This window comes from Micromonospora olivasterospora (assembly GCF_007830265.1).
In the GTDB taxonomy this organism is placed as follows: domain Bacteria; phylum Actinomycetota; class Actinomycetes; order Mycobacteriales; family Micromonosporaceae; genus Micromonospora; species Micromonospora olivasterospora.
The window spans coordinates 1,402,903-1,419,703 of record NZ_VLKE01000001.1 but is presented as its reverse complement, the minus strand read 5'-3'; the positions used below and the strand labels follow the sequence as shown (position 1 = coordinate 1,419,703).

19 protein-coding genes are annotated in these 16,801 nt (G+C 72.0%); 14 read left to right on the top strand and 5 right to left on the bottom strand.

Annotated elements, in window-relative coordinates; translation table 11 throughout:
- The first annotated feature begins 128 nt into the window (after window positions 1-128).
- From JD77_RS33415 to JD77_RS06285, 5 genes are all read left to right on the top strand, one after another.
- The gene (locus JD77_RS33415; RefSeq protein WP_246140547.1) at window positions 129-578 is read left to right on the top strand and encodes a YidC/Oxa1 family membrane protein insertase; all 450 of its coding nucleotides are present in this window, start codon (window positions 129-131) and stop codon (window positions 576-578) included.
- Entirely contained in the window at window positions 545-706 is a 162-nt protein-coding gene (locus JD77_RS33410; protein WP_246140546.1) for a hypothetical protein, read from the top strand. Before JD77_RS33415 ends, JD77_RS33410 begins: the two co-directional genes overlap by 34 nt.
- A gap of 75 nt (window positions 707-781) precedes the next feature.
- Window positions 782-2,176, top strand: coding sequence for a carbohydrate-binding protein (locus JD77_RS06295; RefSeq protein WP_145773446.1), 1,395 nt, complete (start codon window positions 782-784; stop codon window positions 2,174-2,176).
- A 209-nt stretch (window positions 2,177-2,385) separates the two neighbouring features.
- Complete coding sequence (locus JD77_RS06290) at window positions 2,386-3,345, top strand: cellulose binding domain-containing protein (protein WP_145773445.1); 960 nt, start codon at window positions 2,386-2,388, stop codon at window positions 3,343-3,345.
- A gap of 71 nt (window positions 3,346-3,416) precedes the next feature.
- On the top strand, window positions 3,417-4,970 hold the full coding sequence (locus tag JD77_RS06285) for a cellulose binding domain-containing protein (protein ID WP_145773444.1): 1,554 nt from the start codon (window positions 3,417-3,419) through the stop codon (window positions 4,968-4,970).
- A 15-nt stretch (window positions 4,971-4,985) separates the two neighbouring features.
- Here the strand turns inward: JD77_RS06285 and JD77_RS06280 are convergent, their stop codons facing one another.
- Complete coding sequence (locus JD77_RS06280; RefSeq protein WP_145773443.1) at window positions 4,986-5,702, bottom strand: DedA family protein; 717 nt, start codon at window positions 5,700-5,702, stop codon at window positions 4,986-4,988.
- A gap of 130 nt (window positions 5,703-5,832) precedes the next feature.
- Here JD77_RS06280 and JD77_RS06275 point away from each other — a divergent pair, with 130 nt between their 5' ends.
- On the top strand, window positions 5,833-7,485 hold the full coding sequence (locus JD77_RS06275) for an alpha-amylase family protein (RefSeq protein WP_145773442.1): 1,653 nt from the start codon (window positions 5,833-5,835) through the stop codon (window positions 7,483-7,485).
- A 91-nt stretch (window positions 7,486-7,576) separates the two neighbouring features.
- Window positions 7,577-8,335, top strand: coding sequence for a 3-oxoacyl-ACP reductase FabG (gene fabG / locus JD77_RS06270; protein WP_145773441.1), 759 nt, complete (start codon window positions 7,577-7,579; stop codon window positions 8,333-8,335).
- A gap of 72 nt (window positions 8,336-8,407) precedes the next feature.
- On the opposite strand, the gene JD77_RS06265 is transcribed toward fabG, so the two are convergent.
- Together JD77_RS06265 and JD77_RS06260 are read right to left on the bottom strand one after the other, a co-directional pair.
- Window positions 8,408-8,803 (bottom strand): hypothetical protein, encoded by a 396-nt coding sequence (locus JD77_RS06265; protein WP_145773440.1) that lies wholly within the window; start codon window positions 8,801-8,803, stop codon window positions 8,408-8,410.
- Window positions 8,796-9,191, bottom strand: a complete 396-nt coding sequence (locus JD77_RS06260) for a hypothetical protein (protein WP_145773439.1) — start codon at window positions 9,189-9,191, stop codon at window positions 8,796-8,798. Before JD77_RS06260 ends, JD77_RS06265 begins: the two co-directional genes overlap by 8 nt.
- A 137-nt stretch (window positions 9,192-9,328) precedes the next feature.
- Here JD77_RS06260 and tnpA point away from each other — a divergent pair, with 137 nt between their 5' ends.
- Window positions 9,329-9,574 (top strand): IS200/IS605 family transposase, encoded by a 246-nt coding sequence (gene tnpA, locus JD77_RS06255; protein WP_211372502.1) that lies wholly within the window; start codon window positions 9,329-9,331, stop codon window positions 9,572-9,574.
- 139 nt (window positions 9,575-9,713) lie between these two features.
- Window positions 9,714-10,304: a transposase domain-containing protein gene (locus JD77_RS06250; protein ID WP_145773438.1), complete on the top strand. Its 591-nt coding sequence runs from the start codon at window positions 9,714-9,716 to the stop codon at window positions 10,302-10,304.
- A gap of 22 nt (window positions 10,305-10,326) precedes the next feature.
- On the opposite strand, the gene JD77_RS06245 is transcribed toward JD77_RS06250, so the two are convergent.
- Window positions 10,327-11,169: an IS5 family transposase gene (locus JD77_RS06245; RefSeq protein WP_145773437.1), complete on the bottom strand. Its 843-nt coding sequence runs from the start codon at window positions 11,167-11,169 to the stop codon at window positions 10,327-10,329.
- Between the two features lie 139 nt (window positions 11,170-11,308).
- Between JD77_RS06245 and JD77_RS06240 the strand changes: the two genes are divergently transcribed.
- From JD77_RS06240 to erm, 4 genes are all read left to right on the top strand, one after another.
- The gene (locus tag JD77_RS06240) at window positions 11,309-12,091 is read left to right on the top strand and encodes a transposase (protein ID WP_145773436.1); all 783 of its coding nucleotides are present in this window, start codon (window positions 11,309-11,311) and stop codon (window positions 12,089-12,091) included.
- A 208-nt stretch (window positions 12,092-12,299) separates the two neighbouring features.
- Window positions 12,300-13,250 (top strand): RNA-guided endonuclease InsQ/TnpB family protein, encoded by a 951-nt coding sequence (locus tag JD77_RS35420; RefSeq protein WP_145773435.1) that lies wholly within the window; start codon window positions 12,300-12,302, stop codon window positions 13,248-13,250.
- Window positions 13,136-13,981 (top strand): Gfo/Idh/MocA family protein, encoded by an 846-nt coding sequence (locus tag JD77_RS06230; protein WP_387228204.1) that lies wholly within the window; start codon window positions 13,136-13,138, stop codon window positions 13,979-13,981. Before JD77_RS35420 ends, JD77_RS06230 begins: the two co-directional genes overlap by 115 nt.
- Before the next feature lie 420 nt (window positions 13,982-14,401).
- Entirely contained in the window at window positions 14,402-15,193 is a 792-nt protein-coding gene (erm, locus tag JD77_RS06225) for an ErmE/ErmH/ErmO/ErmR family 23S rRNA (adenine(2058)-N(6))-methyltransferase (RefSeq protein ID WP_145773434.1), read from the top strand.
- 10 nt (window positions 15,194-15,203) lie between these two features.
- On the opposite strand, the gene JD77_RS06220 is transcribed toward erm, so the two are convergent.
- Window positions 15,204-15,404 (bottom strand): DUF2795 domain-containing protein, encoded by a 201-nt coding sequence (locus JD77_RS06220; RefSeq protein WP_145773433.1) that lies wholly within the window; start codon window positions 15,402-15,404, stop codon window positions 15,204-15,206.
- A 102-nt stretch (window positions 15,405-15,506) separates the two neighbouring features.
- Here JD77_RS06220 and JD77_RS06215 point away from each other — a divergent pair, with 102 nt between their 5' ends.
- Complete coding sequence (locus JD77_RS06215; protein WP_145773432.1) at window positions 15,507-16,763, top strand: erythromycin esterase family protein; 1,257 nt, start codon at window positions 15,507-15,509, stop codon at window positions 16,761-16,763.
- Window positions 16,764-16,801 lie beyond the last annotated feature (38 nt).

Here is a 16,801-nt window from a genome sequence, read left to right as displayed (position 1 = left end):
GAGTGTCCAACGGGGGAAACGCCGCCGTCCGCGTGTCGGCCGCGACGCGCCGCCCGCCCTGCCCCGGGGGAACCGTTCGTTACCGGGGAGCGCCAGGAAGGGGCCCTTCCTTGCCGGCGGCTTCTAGGGTGAGGGGGGCCCGGCTGCGGACCGAGCTGTTCGCCCTCTACCGCTCGGCCGGGGCGAGCCCGGTCGCCGGCTGCCTGCCGGCCCTGCTCCAGGCGCCGTTCTTCCTGGTCATGTACCGGCTGTTCAGTACGGACGAGGGCGGCACGGCGCTGCTCGCCGAGCGGCTGGCCGGGGTGCCGCTGGGCTGGCACCTTGCCGACGGGCTGACCGGCGCGGCGGGCCCGCTGTTCGGGGCGCTGCTCGCGGCGCTGCTGGCCCTGGCCTGGTGGTCGTCCCGGCGGGCGCGGCGCGCGGCGGCGGCCGTCGGGATGCCCGCGGGCGCGAACGCCGGCCCGGCCGCCGGTGCCGGCCCGAAAGTCGGGCCGGCACCGGCGGCCGGGCCGGCGCGCCGACGGAGGCGCCCGGGGTGGCGGCCGTGGCCCGGCTGGTCCCGCTGCTGCCGTACCTGACCGTGGTGGCGGCACTGGTGGTGCCGCTGGCGGCGGTGCTCTACCTGGTCACCACGACGGCCTGGACCGCGCTGGAACAGGCGGTGTTGCGCCGCCCCGGCACAGCCGCAGCCATCGACGTCCGTTGACACGTCTGGGGCCTGGGCGTACAACGGGCAGAGAGCGCTCTCTCGCCCTCCCGTCCCCGCAGAGAGGCACGTCCCATGGAACCTGCCCGCACGACGCCCGCCCCCCGGCGGCGCCGACTCTCGCTGGCGGTGGCCGCACTGGCCACCGCCGCCACCGCCCTCGCCGGCACGACCCTGTCCGCGAACGCCGCCGTGCCGCCGCCCCCGGCAGGCTGGAGCCTGGTGTGGAGCGACGACTTCACCGGGGCGGCGAACACCCTCCCGGCAAGCGCCAACTGGATCATCGACACCGGCACCAGCTACCCCGGCGGGCCGCCGAACTGGGGCACCGGCGAGATCCAGACGTACACGAACAGCACCGCCAACGTCGCCCACGACGGCGCCGGCAACCTGCGCATCACGCCGCTGCAGAACGCCTCCGGCGGCTGGACCTCGGGGCGGATCGAGACGGTACGCAGCAACTTCAAGCCGTCGTCCGGTGGGGTGCTGGCCATCGAGGGCCGGATCCAGATGCCGAACGTGACCGGCGCTGAGGCCCTCGGCTACTGGCCGGCGTTCTGGGCCCTCGGCTCGCCCTACCGCGGCAACTACCAGAACTGGCCAGGGATCGGCGAGTTCGACGTGATGGAGAACGTCAACGGGATCAACTCGGTGTGGGGCGTGCTGCACTGCGGCGTGGCCCCCGGCGGGCCGTGCAACGAGTTCAACGGCATCGGTGCCTCCCGGGCCTGCCCGGGCGCCACCTGCCAGTCGGCGTTCCACACCTACCGCTTCGAGTGGGACACCTCGGTCAGCCCCCAGCAACTGCGCTGGTACGTCGACGGGCAGCTCTTCCACACCGTGACCCAGAGCCAGGTCGGCGAGCCGTACTGGACGCAGATGACCGGGCACGGCGGATACTTCCTGCTGCTGAACGTGGCGATGGGCGGCGGCTTCCCGAACGGGGTGGCCGGCTTCACCACGCCGACCGCGTCGACCGTGCCCGGCCGGTCGATGCTCGTCGACTACGTGGCCGTGTACAGCCGGGGCGGCACCCCGCCGACGACGCCGCCGCCCGGCGGGACCGTCGACGCGTACGGGACGATCCAGGCCGAGGCGTTCAACGCCCAGAGCGGGGTGATCGTCGAGGCTTGCTCCGAGGGTGGGCAGAACATCGGCGCGGTGCGTAACGGCGACTGGGTCCGCTTCGACAACGTCGAGTTCGGCTCGACCCCGCCCCGCGATTTCGTCGCCCGGGTGGCCTCGGGCGCGGCCGGCGGGGTGAGCGGCCTGGTGGAGGTGCGCATCGACAGCCCCACGGCCACCCCGATCGGCAGCTTCGCGATCGCCAACACGGGCGGCTGGCAGAGCTGGCGCCCGGTGCCGGGCAACGTCGGCGCGGTGACCGGCCGGCACACCGTGTACCTGACCTTCACCAGCGGCCAGCCCGCCAACTTCGTCAACGTCAACTGGTTCACCTTCCGCCACTGACCCCTCGGGCCGGGGAGCTCCCCGGCCCCGGCCCACCCCTTCGCCTCCGCGATCTTGCACTTACTGCCCCGGCAATCGGGGCAGATCGCCCATGCCGCGGGCGCAAAGTGCAAGATCGCGGATTTTTTCGTGGACAGAAACAGTTAACAGTCTTAATAATTGATGCAAGAGTCGGCGGCCGTGAATGCCCAGTCCGGGTGGAGGCCTGCGTGAAGCGTTCCAGATCCCTCGTCCTGGCCCTGGTCGCGGTGCTGGCCGCGACCGTCGGAGCGGCCTGGGTGGCGTTGCCCGCGTACGCCGCCGGAGCCACCGCGAGCTTCGTGAAGACCTCCGACTGGGGGACCGGCTGGGAGGGGAAGTACACGATCACCAACGGCGGGACGACCACCGTCAACGGCTGGACCCTCACCTTCGACCTGCCCGCCGGCAACACGCTGGGTTCGTTCTGGGACGCCCGGCTGACCACGTCCGGCCAGCGGGTCACCGCCGTCAACCTGTCCTGGAACGGCACCCTCGCGCCGGGAGCCAGCGCGTCGTTCGGCTTCCTCGTCGCCGGCTCCGGCAGCCCGGCGAACTGCCAGCTCAACGGCGCGCCCTGCGGCGGCGGCCCCACCCCGACGACGGGGCCGCCGACGACCACCCCACCGCCCACCACCCCACCGCCGACGACCCCGCCGCCCACCGGCGGCCTGCCGAGACACCTGCTCACCGGGTACTGGCACAACTTCGTCAACCCGGACATGCAGAACCCGGCCACCAGCTACTTCAGGCTGGCGCTGGACATCCGGGACATCCTCACCGTGGTCAACACCCAGTTCTACAACTCCGGCGCGATGCTCGGCTGCGACAACAACGCCGCGTACAGCCAGGGGACGGTGAACTTCATCGTCGCGCTCGCCTGCATCCAACTGGAGTCCGGCCTGCGCCCCGACCAGGTCGGGCTCGGCCTGCCCGCGGGCCCCGGCGCGGCCGGCGGCGGGGTCGTCGCGCCCAGCGTGGTCAACGCCGCCCTCGACTGCCTCGCCAAGGGCACCAACTGCGGCAGCTTCCGGCCGCCGCGCACGTACCCGAGCCTGCGGGGCGCGATGACCTGGTCCGTGAACTGGGACGTCAGCAACGGCAACAGCTTCGCGCGCACCGTCAGGCCGCACCTCGCCACCCTGCCCTGACCCGGCCACGCGGCCCGGGCCAGCCCCGCCCAGCCGGGCGGACCCCCCACCGCCGGTCCCTGGAGGCCACCGTGAAACTCCGTCCCCCGCGCGCGGCCACGTTCGCCGCCGCGCTCGCCGCCGCCGTGGTCGCGGCCACCGTCGCGGCCCCGCCGCCCGCGTCCGCCGCCACCGCCGCCTTCACCCGCACCGTGACCTGGGAGACCGGGTACGAGGGGAAGTTCACCGTCACCAACAACACCTCGACCACCATCAACTCCTGGAACGTCCAGTTCGACCTGCCGGCCGGCAGCTCCGTCGGCACCTTCTGGGACGCCCTGCTGACCACCTCCGGCCAGCACGTCACCGCCGTCAACCAGTCCTGGAACGGCACGCTCGCCCCGGGTGCCAGCACCACCTTCGGCTTCAACGTCAACGGCACCGGCAACCCGACGAACTGCACGGTCAACGGGGGCTCCTGCACCGGCGGGGGCCCGTCCGGCCCGGCCACCCCCGGCGGGCTGCGGGTCACCGGCACCACCAACTCGTCGGTCTCGCTGGCCTGGAACGCGGTGAGCGGCACGGTGACCGGCTACCGGGTGTACGAGGGCACGACCGTCCGGGCCACCGTCACCGGCACCTCGGCGACGATCTCCGGGCTCGCCACCTGCTCGGCGCACAGCTACACCGTGACGGCGTACAACTCCTCCGGCGAGTCGGCGAAGTCCGCGCCGGTCTCCGCCACCACCACCGGGTGCACCGGCGGCAGCGGGCCCATGGCCGCCGCGCCCTACCTCTACCCGGGCTGGGGCGACCCGCCCGCGCCCGCCACGGTGATGGGTGCGACCGGGATCGAGTGGTTCACCATGGCGTTCGTCCTCTCCGGCGGCGGCTGCACCCCGGCGTGGGACGGCTCCGGCCCGCTCACCGGCGGCGTGCACGCCAGCACCATCGCCGCGATCCGGGCGGCCGGCGGCGACGTCATCCCGTCCCTCGGCGGGTGGAGCGGCAACAAGCTCGGCCCGAACTGCGCCTCGGCCAGCGCCCTCGCCGGGGCGTACCAGCAGGTCATCAACGCGTACGGGCTGAAGGCGATCGACATCGACATCGAGAACAGCGACGAGTTCGAGAACGAGGCGGTGCAGGACCGCATCCTCGGCGCGCTGAAGATCGTCAAGCAGAACAACCCGGGCATCAAGACGATCATCACGTTCGGCACCACGACCACCGGGCCGTCGTACTACGGCACCCGGCTGGTCAACCAGGCCGCCGCGCTCGGCGCGAACATCGACACCTTCACCATCATGCCGTTCGACTTCGGCGGCGGCGCGAACATGTACCAGAACACGGTCAACGCCGCCGAGGGGCTGAAGAACGCGCTGAAGAACGCCTTCGGTTGGTCCGACGCGACCGCGTACGCGCACATGGGGCTCTCCGGGATGAACGGCCTGTCCGACCAGCAGGAGCTGACCTCGCCGGCCACCTGGACGCAGATCCGCGACTGGGCGAAGGCCCGCGGCCTGTCCCGGTTCACGTTCTGGTCGGTCAACCGCGACCGCCCCTGCCCGGGCGGGGGAGTGGTGTCCAACTGCTCCGGCATCAGCCAGAACACCTGGGAGTTCACCTCCATCACCGCCCACTACTGAGCGGGAGAGCCCTTCCTAACGCCTCCGGTCGAGAAGGGTGCCCTGCTCACCGTCGGCGCCCGCGCGGGTCGTACCACCCGCGCGGGCGCCCCGGCGCGCGGCGCGGCGGCGCAGCTTCTTCGCCACCCAGGCGGCGGCCGTGGCCGCGAGGGCCGCGAGGATCCCGTAGTTGAACCAGCTGCTGTACCGGTCCACCTCCTGCCAGCGGGTGCCGAGCGCGTAGCCCGCGCCGACGATCAGCCCGTTCCACACGCCGCTGCCCAGGGTGCTCAGCAGGACGAACTCGCCCAGCGGCATCCGGTTCGCCCCGGCGGGGATCGAGACGAGGCTACGGACCACCGGCACCACCCGGCCGATCAGCACGGCCCACCTGCCGTGCCGCTCGAACCAGCGGTCGGCCCGCTCCAGGTCGTCCCGGTCGACCAGCGGGACCCGGTCCAGCCACCGCTTCAGCCGCTCCTCGCCGAGCGCCGCGCCGAGCCAGTACAGCACCAGCGCCCCGGCCAGCGAGCCGACCGTCGCGGCGAGCACGATCGCGACGACGTTGAACCGGCCCTCGGCGGCGAGGTAGCCGGCCATCGCCAGCACGATCTCGCTCGGGATCGGCGGGACGATGCTCTCCAACGCCACCAGCAGGGCCACCCCGACACCGCCCAGCGCGTCGATGACGCCGGCCACCCAGCCGGTCAGGCCGGTGAACTGAGCCGGGTCGACATCCTGGGCGAGGGCCATGATCGTCCTTCCGCACGAGCAGCCGGGATCGAAGGGTGATACCCGGGTCGCCCGCGGTTACACGGCCGGCCGCGTCCGGCGGGGCGGGAGCGCGTTTGGGGGAACGGGAAACCGGAGAAGGTACCGGGGCATGGGTGACAGGTGGTACTCCGAGGCCGTCGTCTACTGCCTCGACGTCGACACGTACGCCGACTCCGACGGCGACGGGGTCGGCGACTTCCGGGGTCTGATGGCGCGGCTGGACTACCTGGCCCGGCTGGGCGTGACCTGCCTCTGGCTGCACCCGATCCACCCTTCGCCCAACCGTGACGACGGCTACGACGTCACCGACTTCTACAACGTGGACCCCCGCTTCGGCACCCTCGGCGACTTCGCGGAGCTGCTGCACCAGGCACGCAACCGGGGCATCCGGGTGATCATCGACCTGGTGGTCAACCACACCTCCGACGAGCACCCGTGGTTCCAGTCCGCCCGCTCCTCGCCGGACTCGCCGTACCGCGACTGGTTCGTCTGGTCAAAGCAGGAGCCGGCGGACCGCCACCAGGGCATGGTCTTCCCGGGCGAGCAGCGGGAGACCTGGAGCTACGACCGGACCGCCAAGGCCTGGTACTACCATCGGTTCTACCGGTACCAGCCGGACCTCAACTTCGCGAACCCGCAGGTCCGCGCGGAGGTCAAGAAGATCGTCTCGTTCTGGCTCCAGCTCGGTGTCTCCGGGTTCCGGATGGACGCGGTGCCGTTCATCATCGAGCTGACCGAGCCGGGCAACCCGGACTCGCCGAAGGACTTCGACTTCCTGACGGAGCTGCGCCAGCACGTCCAGTGGCGCCGGGGCGACGCCGTGCTGCTCGCCGAGGCCAACGTCGAGCCCGCCCAGTTGCCCGCGTTCTTCGGCGACGTCGCCGGGTCGGGCAACCGGCTGCACATGCTCTTCGACTTCATGCTCAACGGGCGGCTCATGCTGGCCCTGGCCCGACGCGACCCGGAGCCGATCATCGAGGCGCTGCGGGACACCCCGAAGCTGCCGGCCGGCGGGCAGTGGGCCACCTTCCTGCGCAACCACGACGAGATCGACCTGTCCCGGCTCACCACCGAGCAGCGCAACCAGGTGTACGCCGAGTTCGGCCCCGACGAGGACATGCGCATCTACGACCGGGGCATCCGGCGTCGGCTCGCCCCGATGCTGGGCAACGACCGGCGGCGCATCGAGCTGGCGTACGCGCTGCAGTTCTCGCTGCGCGGCACGCCGGTGCTGCGCTACGGCGAGGAGATCGGGATGGGCGAGGACCTGTCCCTGCCCGGCCGGCAGGCGATCCGTACCCCGATGCAGTGGTCGTACCAGCCGAACGGCGGCTTCTCCACCGCGGACCCGGAGAAGCTGGTCCGCCCGGTGGTCGACAGGGGCGACTACTCGTACGAGAAGGTCAACGTGACCGCCCAGCGCAGCGACCCGCGCTCGCTGCTGGCCTGGTTCGAGCGGATGATCCGTACGCTGCGCGAGGCGCCGGAGATCGGCTCCGGCTCGACGACCCACATCGACGTGCCGTTGCCGCCCGGGGTGCTCGCCCACCGGGCCGACGGCCCCACCGGGACGATGGTGTTCCTGCACAACCTCGGCACCGACGACGCCGAGGCCGACCTCGGCGTGCTCGCGCCGGAGGCGGACCTGCCGATCGACGTGCTCGCCGACCGCCACTACGGCGACGTGGGCAAGCTGGACGCGCTGAAGGTCGCCGGGCAGGGCTACCGCTGGATCCGCCTGCGCCGCGGCGAGGCGCTCTGACCGCCCCACCGGGCCCGCGATCGGCGGTGCCCGGCGTGTGCGGCGTTGGGTTAGGCTCCCGGAACCAGTCGTAGGTTACCGGGAGGTAGGCATGGCGGAGGAGCAGCGGGTCGCGATCGTCACCGGGGCCGCGCGGGGGATCGGGGCGGCCACCGCCCGCCGGCTGGCCGCCGACGGCCTGGCCGTCGCCGTGGTGGACATCGAGGAGGCGGCCACCAAGGACACGGTGGACGCGATCGTCGCGGACGGCGGCCGGGCGCTCGGGGTCGGCGCGGACGTGTCCGACCGGGCCCAGGTCGAGGCGGCCGTCGAGCGCATCGCCGCCGAGCTGGGCGCGCCGGGCGTGCTCGTCAACAACGCTGGGGTGCTCCGCGACAACCTCCTGTTCAAGATGACCGACGCCGACTGGGACACGGTCATGGGCGTGCACCTGCGCGGCGCGTTCCTGTTCAGCCAGGCCGCGCAGAAGCACATGGTCGAGCGGAAGTGGGGCCGCATCGTCAACCTCTCCAGCACCTCCGCGCTGGGCAACCGGGGGCAGGCCAACTACTCCGCGGCGAAGGCCGGCCTCCAGGGCTTCACCAAGACCCTCGCCATCGAGCTGGGCCCGTTCGGGGTCACCGTCAACGCGGTCGCGCCCGGGTTCATCGTCACGGACATGACCGCCGCCACCGCCGCCCGCATGAAGGTGGACTTCGAGGCGCTGCAGGAGCACTCCGCGAAGGAGATCCCCGTCCGCCGCGTCGGCCGCCCGGAGGACGTCGCGCACACCGTCTCGTTCCTGACGAGCGAGGGCGCGTCGTTCGTCTCCGGCCAGGTCATCTACGTCGCCGGCGGCCCGAGGGACTGACCCGACCACCGCCACCGGCGCCGCCCCGCCCGTCCGAAGCGCGAATCGCCCGGGTGGGACGGGGTGGGTGGGTCAGGTGCGGGTGCGCCTGAGCCAGAACAGGCCGAGGGCCGGCAGCACCAGCGGGATGTAGCCGTAGCCGCTGCCGAACCCCGACCAGACGGTCTCGTCCGGGAACAGCGCCCTGTCGGCCAGGCTGAGGATGCCGACCGCGACCACCCCGACCAGCTCCACGGTGCAGCAGGCCAGCGCGAGCCGGCGGCCGGCGTGCCCGGCCCGGGCCAACCCGACGGCCGCCACGATGTAGATCAGCGCGGCCACCGCGGAGAGCAGGTAGGCCACCGGCGCCTCGTCGAACTTCGTCGCGATCTGCAGCCCGGCCCGTGACGTCGCGGCGATGGCGAAGAGGACGTACACCGCGATCAACAGCCGGCCGGGCCCCCGGTTCGTCGCCCGCGGCTCAACCACCGACGGCCTCCCAGGTCTGCTGGAGCCGGACCACCACGACCGGGGCCACCAGGCAGATCGCGCAGACGATCGCCGAGCCCCACCGGGTCGGCTCCATCCGGGCCAGCACCCAGGCCAGCGGCGGCAGGCAGACCAGCGTCACCAGGTACCCGAAGAACGCGCCGGGCTCGCCCGGCGACTCGCCGCCGCCGAGGGCGGCGAGCGCCACCGCCGCCAACGCGAGCAGGCCCAGCTCCAGCAGGGCCAGGCCGGCGAACTGCGCCCGGTCCGGCGGCCGGTTGCGCGCCGCCGCCACCAGGGCCCACACCGCGAGTACGAGCGACAGCACGATCGTCGCCGTCGCGAGGGCCCCGTCCACCGGCGAGGCGGACGCCGCCGCGCTGGTCATCGACGGCACCCCGTCGGAGTCTCGGTCATCGGGACAGCCTACCGATTTGAGGCGAGAGGGCTGCCGTCTCCAGGCGGCAGGTGAATCGCTGCCCTGATGCTGCTCTGTTAGTTATGTGCCATGCGTATACTAGGTTCGTGGACCACGTGCACCTGTTCGTCCGGGCCGACCCGAACGCTTCGCCGTCGTACATCGCGAACCAGTTCAAGGGCTTCACCTCGCGGGTGCTTCGCGACGAGTTCTCTCACCTGCGCAGCCGGCTGCCAACCCTGTGGTCCCGGTCGTACTTCGTGTCGTCGGTCGGCAACGTGTCCGCCGTCACCATCCAGAGGTACATCGAAACCCAGTGGGAGCGGCCGTGGAGGAAGAGAGTCGCGTCGTGAAGATCAACCACGGATACGTACGTCAACGCCGTTGCGTTTGGCGATCGGCGGATGAGTCAAGGGGGACTTTGAAGACGCGAACGGGACTTCTGATAGATCAACTTGTGTCGAGCAAGAAGATCATGCCTCAGGAGTCCCGTTGCAGGAGAAGTCTGTCATCACCCGGTCGATCGAGGTAGCCGGGGGTGTGCACGCGCCCGGACATCTGGGCGAGTTGACCCAGATCATCGACTTCGACCTGGTCGACGCGGTGCTGGAAGAAACCGGGACACGCGAGAAGCGGCTGCGGCTGCTGCCGTCTCGGGTCGTGGTGTACTTCGTCCTCGCACTCGCCCTGCTCGACCGCTGTTCCTACCGAGCGACGTGGGGGAAGCTGACCGCGGCCCTGGCCGGCTTGTGCCTGACGCGGCCGAGTATCTCCTCACTGTCACGCGCTCGCCGCCGGGTCGGAGTAGCGCCGCTACGGCGCCTGTTCGAGACCCTGGCCGGTGCCGTCGGTCTGCTCGGCCAGCCCGGCGTGTTCTACCGGGGCCTGCGTACCGTGGCCATCGACGGCACCCACCTGCACGTGCCCGACGAGGAACGGGTCACCTGGCGCTACCCCAAACGCGTAGGAGACAAGCTGGAGTTCGGCTACCCGCTGCTACGGCTGCTCGTGGTGATCGAGTGTGGGACCCGCGCCCTGCTCGCCGCGGCCTTCGGCCCCGAAACAGAAGGCGAACTGGCTTAGAGGTCGCGCAGATAGGTCAAGATCATGGGCGCCGGGTGGGACGGTTGTCCCAGCGGTAGAGGGTCCATGCCTGCCGGATCAGGCTACGTAGAGTGATGATCGCGTCGGCGAGGTCGAAGAACGCGTCGATGACGCGTTCTCGGCGTTCGTAGCAGCGTTGCAGGCGGTTGAAGGCGTTGTGCCAGGCGTTCGTCCGCTCGACATGCCACCTGCGGCCCGCCTGGATGGGTGCTTTGTCGCCCTTATGGGCTATTTCGGCGTGCAGGTTACGGCCGGCCAGAAGCTCGCGGGTGACCGCCGAGTCGTAGCCGGCGTCCAGGTGTACTGTCACCTTCTCCGGCAGCGGACCGAACACATCCAGCTTGTCCAGAGTAGACGCCAGTAGTGGTGAATCATGACGGTTCGCGCCGGCCAGAACCCGGTCGAGAGGGATCCCCCGGGCCTCGACCATGCTGGAGCGTTTCATCCCCTGCTTGCCCCGGTCGACCGGAGACCGGCCGGCGACCTCACCGCCACCGGGAGCCTTGGTGATACACCCGTCCACCGAGATATCGTCCAGAATCAGTCCGACAATCCGGTCATAGGTGTCCAATACGATGGCCTTCAATTGTTCGAACACGCCCAGCGTGATCCACTCGTCACGCCGGTTCCGGATCGTCGTCGCCGAACAACCACTGTCCGCGATCGACTCGTACGCACACCCGAACCGCAGCACCTGCAACAACTTCTCGAATATCAGCCGATCCGCCACCCGCGGCCGGTGACACCCCAGCGGATGCGACGGATCAACCCGCGGCCGCTCGGGCAACAGCGCGGCGAACTGGTCCCACAGCGGGGTCATCAGCCATGATGGAACAACGGGCACGGACACTCCTGGCGATCACGAGGCGTAAGCACCTTCATGATCATGGATGTCCGTGCCCGCCTCGTATCTGGGGCAGCGCGTCTGACCTATTTGCGCGGGCTCTTACGCGCGGCGGCTTCTGGGCGTCCTGGACCGCACGATGCTGCTGCTGGCCGACGCCGGCTTCGACGCCGCGGAATTCCTGCGCGACGTCGGCGCCACCGGCGCGCAGTTCCTGGTCCGCTCATCCGCCCGCCGCTGCCCGACCATCCAGCGTCGCCTACCCGACGGCTCCTACCTGGCCCGCATCGGCTACGGCAGCCTACCCGCTCTCATCCTGGTGCGGGTCATCGAAGCGCAGGTCACCGTCACACTGGCCGACGGCAGCCTGCGGCGCGAGCAGTGGCGGCTGATCACCAGCCTGACAGACCACACCCGCTACCCCGCCCACGAACTCGTGGACCTCTACCACGAACGCTGGCAGGCCGAAACCACGTACTTCTCGATCAAAGCGACCATGCTCGACGGCCGCGTCCTGCGCTCCCGCAGCATCCCCGGGATCGAGCAGGAGGTGTACGCCCTGCTCACCGCCTACCAGGCCCTCATCCGCGCGGCAGCAGACGCCACCTGCACCCAGCCCGGCCTGGACATGGACCGGATCAGCTTCACCATCCTCATCGACGCCGCCGCCGACACGATCACCACCGCCAGCGGAATCCTTCCCGGCAGCTCAACCGACCTCCTCGGCACGATAGGCCACGCCGCGCTGGCCGACCTCCTACCCGCCTGGCGCCGCCCTCGAATCAAGGCCCGCTCCCGCAAGAACCCGACCAGCAAGTACAGCCCGAACGCCGGACAGCACCCCGCAACCACGCAGACCTACACCTTCCACGCCGACATCACAATCTTCGAAAAGGGGCTTGCCTCCCGCTCACGGCGCTAAACGCAACGGTGTTGATACGTACGTCGTCTCGCCCCCACTGCGGAGCAGGCCGCCGCACTCGACATTCAGGGCCACGCGGCCCGGGCAACCCTGCCCGCGCAGGCCGCACGGCAGGTGTTGAAAACGTACGTGCGGGCGTGGAGAAACTGCTGGGAAGGCCGGGCGTGCGCACCGGAGTTCAAAGCCCGCCTACGGTCACGCATGTCCGTTGACGTGCCGCAGGGACGAGACCTCGCGATCACCCGCCTGTCCCGCCGCGTCGGTCAGGTGCGCATCCCGAAAGCCGGCGTGGTCCGGTTCCGCTGGTCCGGGCCGATCCCCGGCACGGCTGCAGCGGCTGGAACGCAAGGCCGCCCGGCAGAAGCGGGCCCGCAATCCGTTCGAGCGTACGTCGAACCGTCTGCACCGCACCTACGACCAGATCGCGGGGTCACGCGCGAGAGCCAAGCGCCGCCGCTACGACTGGCAGCACAAGACCACCACGACCATCGCCGGAAGGTACGGCATCGTGGCGGTGGAAGAACTGCGGGTGGAAAACATGACCCGCTCTGCGAGAGGCACCATCGCCGAGCCGGGCCGCAACGTGCGGCAGAAGGCCGGGCTGAACCGGGTCATGCTCAACGAGGCCCACGCACGCACCGTTGAACTGCTGGCGTACAAGCTGGCCGAGCGGGGCGGGCAACTGCTGAAAGTGCCAGCAGCGTACACGTCGCAAACGTGCTCAACCTGCGGGCACCGTGACCCCCGCTCCCGTCACGGCGTCGCGTTCACCTGTACCTCGTGCGGGCACCTCGACCACGCCGCAACCAACGCGACCCTCCCGGAGGCGGGTTCGCCCCGCCCGCCGATCCGTGCCGTTCCGCTGCCGTGGCTGCACGGGACGGGCCCGAGGACTAGGTTGGATCACGGCCACGGGCTCGCCGTGGCGGAGTTCGGATCAGGCCACGGGATCGCCGTGGCGGACGACGACACCGGGAGTTCCTCGTGCTGCGGTTCGGGTTGTTCGGCACCGGCCACTGGGCGGCGGAGACGCACGCGGCGGCCATCGACGCGCATCCCCGCGCCGCGCTGGCGGGGGTGTGGGGCCGCAACGCCGAGCGGGCCGCCGCGCTGGCCGACCGGCACGGGGTGCCCGCCTTCGCCGACGTCGACGCGCTGATCGACGCCTGCGACGCGATCGCCGTGGCGCTCCCGCCGGACGTGCAGGCCGACATCGCCGTCCGGGCCGCCGCGGCCGGCCGGCACCTGCTGCTGGACAAGCCGCTGGCGCTCAGCCTGGCCGACGCCGACCGGGTGGTCACCGCCGCCCAGCAGTCCGGGGTCGCCTCGGTGGTCTTCTTCACCCAGCGCTTCCACCCGAACGTGACCGGGTTCCTCGCCTCGGCCGCGGCGGCCGGCGGCTGGCAGCACGCCCGGGCGACGATGTTCGCGTCGATCTTCCAGCCCGACAGCCCGTACGGCGGGTCGCAGTGGCGGCGGGAGCGCGGCGCGCTGTGGGACATCGGGCCGCACGCCCTGTCACTGATCCTGCCGGTGCTCGGCCGGGTGAGCCGGGTCGCCGCGGCGGACGGCCCCCGGGGGCTGATCCACCTGCTGCTCACCCACGACGGCGGGGCGACCAGCACCGTCTCGCTCACCCTGGACGCGCCGCCGGCGGCCATCATCCGCGACGTGGTCTTCTTCGGCGACGACGGCATGCAGAGCGTGCCCCCCGGCGACGGCAACGCGCTGATCGCGTACGGGACCGCGATCGAGCAGTTGCTGGAGGAGATCGACGCGGGCACCCGGGACCACCGCTGCGACGTCCGGTTCGGCCGGGAGGTGGCGGCCGTCCTCGACGCCGCCGAGACCGCCCGCGCCGAGGGCCGCACCGTCAGCCTCCCCGGCTGACCCGGCCGCGGCGGCGCGGGCGCGGCCGGCCGCTGCCGTCCGTCGCCCCCGCCGGATAAACCGGTCGTGCGCCCGGCCCGACCCGGTTAGCCTCGCGGGATGTTCACGCATGCCCTGATCGACGTGGTCGGCACGCCGGCCGCGTGGGCCCCGATCCTGGCGGCCCGCCCGCGAGTCCGGCGTCCGGCCCCGGCCGGCCGGGACGCGACCCGCGCCTGATCCGCCCAGTACAGACCCGACCCGCCACCGGCGGCGCGCCCGCGCCCCGGCAGCCGCCGGTCGGGTGGCGAGCGCTGTCCGAACTACCCGCCGCGCCGAGGGCCGTCCGAGTCCCGATCCGCTCGGACAGGCCCGCCCTGCCGGCTGCCCGCCGGCCGCCTGTCCGTACCCGTCGCCGTCCGGCGACAGACAGGACGAGCCATGGCGCCCCGCCGTACCCGTGCCACCGAACGCGACCGGTCCCGTCGCGCGCTGTCCCAGAACTTCCTCGCCGACCCGGCCGCCGTCGCCCGCATCGTCCGGGCCGCCCGGCCCGACCCCGCCGGCCTGCTGCTGGAGGTGGGCGCCGGCCGGGGATCGCTGACCCGGCCGCTGGCCGCCCGCTGCGGCCGGCTCGTCGCGTACGAGGTCGACCCGCTCGCCGCCGCCGAGCTGACCGTGGCCTGCGCGGACCTGCCGACGGTGAGCCCGCGGCGGGCCGACTTCCTGGCGGTGCCCCCGCCGCCGGAGCCGTTCGCGGTGGTCGGCAACATCCCCTGGTCGCTGACAGCCGCCGTGGTCCGCTGGTGCCTCGCCGCCGACCGGCTGACCTCGGCCACCCTGCTCACCCAGTTGGAGTACGCCCGCAAGCGCACCGGCCACGGCGGCCGGTGGAGCCGGCTGACGGTCCTCACCTGGCCGGAGTACGCGTGGCGGCTCGCCGGCACGGTGCCCCGTACGGCGTTCCGCCCGGTGCCCCGCGTCGATGCCGGCATCCTGCGCCTGGAGCGGCGGCCCGAGCCGCTGCTGCCGCCGGGCGCGCTGCCGGCGTACCGGCGGTTGGTGGAGGCGGGATTCGGCGGGGTCGGCGGCTCGCTCGCGGCCTCGCTGTGCCGGCACCTGCCCCGGGGCCGGGTGTACTCGGCGCTGCGCGCCGTACGCCTCGCGCCGGACGCCCCCGTCGGCGAGGTCTGGCCCGAGCAGTGGCTCACCCTCTTCCGCCTGCTGCGCTGAACGGCCCCGGTCAGCCCAGGCCGCGTAGCGCGTCGCCCAGCTCGCCCGGGGAGCCGAACTGTTCGGCCGGCAGGGACCGCAGCAGCTGTAGGGCCGCGGTGCTCAGTCCGTTCTCCTGGCCCCAGCGGACCAGGTCCTCCCGGGAGAGCGGGTAGTCGAGCCCCGCCAGGTACTCCTGCAACTCCTGCAACTGCGCCCCGCTGACCGTCATGCCCGCGGCTACCCGCTGGGACGTGGGCCATGCCGCCCCGTCCCGGCACCCGGCCGGGTGACGCCCCGGGTTTGCCCGCTCCGGGCTCGGGTAGCCGCGGGCATGCTGGTACAGCGACTGGGCGCGCCGAGCGACTTCGATCCGTTGCTGGAGCGGATCCGGAACGCCCGGATCGTCATGATCGGCGAGGCGACGCACGGCACGTACGACTACTACCGCCTGCGGGAGCAGCTCAGCCGGCGGCTCATCGCCGAACTGGGCTTCTCCTTCGTCGCCGTCGAGGGGGACTGGCCGGACTGCGAGCGGGTGCACCGCTCGGTGACCGCCGCCCCCGACGGGCTCGCCGACCCGAGGATCGCCCTCGAACGCTTCGAGCGTTGGCCCACCTGGATGTGGGCCAACGCCGAGGTGGCCCGCTTCGCCCGCTGGCTGCGCGCCTGGAACTCGGAGCGCCCCGAGGACCGCCGGGCCGGCTTCCACGGGCTGGACGTCTACAGCCTCTGGGAGTCGATGCAGGCGATCTTCGACTACCTCGGCGAGGAGGACCCGACCTCGCTGGAGGCGGCGCAGGAGGCGTACCGGTGCTTCGAGCCGTACGGCCGGCGGCTTGAGGAGTACGGGGACAACAGTCGCTTCGTCTCCGCCCGCTGCGAGGAGGAGGTGGTGCGGCTGTTGACGCGTACCCGGGAACAGGCCGCCGCGGACGGCCCGGACCGCTTCTCGGCCTGGCAGAACGCGGAGGTGGTGGCGGGCGCGGAGCGCTACTACCGGGCGATGGTCGGCGGCGGGGTGGAGTCGTGGAACGTGCGCGACGTCCACATGGCCGACACCCTGGACCGGCTGCTGGACCTCCACGGCCCGGACGCCCGGGGGATCGTCTGGGCGCACAACACCCACGTCGGGGACGCCCGGGCCACCGACATGGCGAACGCGGGAATGACGAACATCGGTCAGCTCGCGCGCGAGCGGCACGGTACGGACGACGTGGTGCTCGTCGGCTTCGGCAGCTACCGCGGGACGACGGTGGCGGCTCCCCGGTGGGGCTCGCCGGCCGAGGCGACGGTGGTGCCGCCGGCCCGGCCGGGCTCGGTGGAGCGGCGGCTGCACGAGCTGATGCCGGACCGGGCGGTGCTGGTCTTCGGCGGCCCCGACCAGCCGGGCTGGGTCACCGACCAGCTCGACCACCGGGCGATCGGCGTCGTGTACGACCCCAGCTTCGAGTCGTGGGGCAACTACGTCCCGACCCGGCTGGGCGAGCGCTACGACGCGTTCGTCTGGTGCGACGAGACGACGGCCCTGCACCCGCTGCCCGCCCTCGCCGCCCCCGGCGAGATGGAGACGTACCCGGCGGGCGTCTGAGCAGGTCGTCGGCGGGCCCCGCCGGGTGCCGGCGGGGC

Bases quoted from the DNA above. Each gene is read 5' to 3' on its own strand.
- JD77_RS06295 (WP_145773446.1), top strand. From the start codon at position 782: ATGGAACCTGCCCGCACGACGCCCGCCCCCCGGCGGCGCCGACTCTCG.
- JD77_RS06280 (WP_145773443.1), bottom strand. From the start codon at position 5,702: ATGGCCCTCGCCCAGGATGTCGACCCGGCTCAGTTCACCGGCCTGACC.
- JD77_RS06275 (WP_145773442.1), top strand. From the start codon at position 5,833: ATGGGTGACAGGTGGTACTCCGAGGCCGTCGTCTACTGCCTCGACGTC.
- fabG (WP_145773441.1), top strand. From the start codon at position 7,577: ATGGCGGAGGAGCAGCGGGTCGCGATCGTCACCGGGGCCGCGCGGGGG.
- JD77_RS06260 (WP_145773439.1), bottom strand. From the start codon at position 9,191: ATGACCAGCGCGGCGGCGTCCGCCTCGCCGGTGGACGGGGCCCTCGCG.
- JD77_RS06240 (WP_145773436.1), top strand. From the start codon at position 11,309: ATGCTGCTGCTGGCCGACGCCGGCTTCGACGCCGCGGAATTCCTGCGC.
- erm (WP_145773434.1), top strand. From the start codon at position 14,402: ATGGCGCCCCGCCGTACCCGTGCCACCGAACGCGACCGGTCCCGTCGC.
- JD77_RS06220 (WP_145773433.1), bottom strand. From the start codon at position 15,404: ATGACGGTCAGCGGGGCGCAGTTGCAGGAGTTGCAGGAGTACCTGGCG.
- JD77_RS06215 (WP_145773432.1), top strand. From the start codon at position 15,507: ATGCTGGTACAGCGACTGGGCGCGCCGAGCGACTTCGATCCGTTGCTG.